Genomic DNA, 1727 nt, shown 5'->3' with positions numbered 1-1727 from the left:
GGATCTGGCACAAATTGCGTGATTCGGTCAGGTTGTTCAGTCGCTCAACAGGATTCGTTTGCGGAGTAGGTCGGGTTTCGCTCGCCCGAACATCTGGCGTTTGAGCATCTTGATGCGGTTGACGTGTCCTTCGACTGGTCCGCTGTTCCAGGGCAGGCAGAGACCGGCGGTGACCGCGTCGAGGTCGCGGCGTAGGCCGCGGACGAACGAGTGCAGTGGTGGGAGGTCTGCGGCGTCGATGGCGGTCATCCATGCTTCGAGTTCACGACCGCGGCGTTGGACCATGAGGGTGGCGAAGGCGCGGACATGGTCGGCCAGGACGGTGAGCTCAGCGCTGCCGGCGAGGATCGCGTCGAGGCGTCGCCGGTTGTCGGGGTCGAGATGGGCGGGATCGCTCATGATCCAGGCGACGACACGACGCACGGAGGGCGGCTTGCGGGAAAATCGGACAGCGACCTGGCCGGTGCCCCGGAACGGGTGCAGGTAGTTGAGGACGGTTTTCGTGCTGCCTCGGTATCCGAGTTCTCGGATTTCGTGGGCCAGCAGGGTGGCGTTGGTGGTGCCGTCGTTCCATCGCTGGTTCAGGTAGGGCTTGAAGTCCTCGAGCATGCTGCGTCGGCGTCCAGTGCCTGTGTTGACCAGCAACTCCTCGACGTCGGCGGCGCGAGCGAAACGCCGCACCGTGCCACGGGCGAGACCGAGTCGGACACCGATCCCGCGCAGGCTCACGCCCTCGGCGAGTAGCGCGTGGACCGCAGCGTGGCGTTCGCGCGCCCGCACGGCCCACTTGTCGCTTCGCTGTGCCGGGTCTGGCACCTCGGGGATCTCGGCGATGCCGAACTGGTCGGTGAGCACGGCCTCGTCGTCGACGTGGACCGCAGCCTCGAGGTGGCTGCGGTGACGGGCCACGACGCGTTCGACCGCGTCACCGAGGTTGTTCCAGACATGCCAGCGATCCGCGACCTGGGTAGCGTTCGGCGCTCCGGCCGCGACGCCTTCGGCGTAGGCCCCCGCTCGGTCTCGGCAGACGATCTCGACGCCGGGATGGGCGCGTAGCCAGTCCGCGAGGGTATCGGCGGTGCGGTCTTGCAGGACATCGACCGGTCGTCCTGTTTCTATGTCGATCAGGATCGTGCCGTAGTTGTGTCCGCGGCGTAGCGCGAAGTCGTCGACCCCGAGCACACGCGGTGTCGCCCGGTCCGGATCCGGCAACGCCCGGATCTGCCGCAACAACGTCATCCGGCTGACTGAGGCCGCCAGATGCCGGGTCATCCGAGCCCCCGCTCGACCGCCCAACGCCAGCGCCACGGCGCACAACAGACGATCCAGGATCGGCGTGCGCCGGGCATACCGTGGCGCCAAACCGGGCACGGGTTCAGCGAAAGTCCTCTTCTTGCAAGCGGAGTTGTCGCAGAACAACCGACGCACCCGCAATCGGATCACCACTTCCCGCCCGGTGACCGCGGTGTCGGCCAACCGCCGCCGATAGCGACTGTGGACCCGATGCGACACCACCGAGCACCCCGTGCAGGCCACCGCTTCGTCGCGGGTGCTGACTTCCAGATTCACCCGAATCCCGACCGAGGACATCCCGACGATCCGCAAACCTCGCAGGTGCGGGAACAATGCTTCCAACGGTTCGGGATCACGACACCGGCGACATCATCGATCACCAAGGCCCCGTTGGCAATCCGACAAGGGTCAATCACGCAATCCGTGCCAGATCC

At 66.4% G+C, this 1727-nt stretch carries 1 protein-coding gene; it reads right to left on the bottom strand.

Annotated elements, in window-relative coordinates; translation table 11 throughout:
• Nucleotides 1–36 precede the first annotated feature (36 nt).
• Nucleotides 37–1590, bottom strand: a complete 1554-nt coding sequence (locus ACWEO7_RS39355) for an ISL3 family transposase (protein WP_452430915.1) — start codon at nucleotides 1588–1590, stop codon at nucleotides 37–39.
• Nucleotides 1591–1727 lie beyond the last annotated feature (137 nt).

This window comes from Nocardia sp. NPDC004260 (assembly GCF_053603155.1).
Note: the sequence above shows the minus strand (reverse complement) of the source record. Positions and strands in the feature narration are given on the sequence as shown.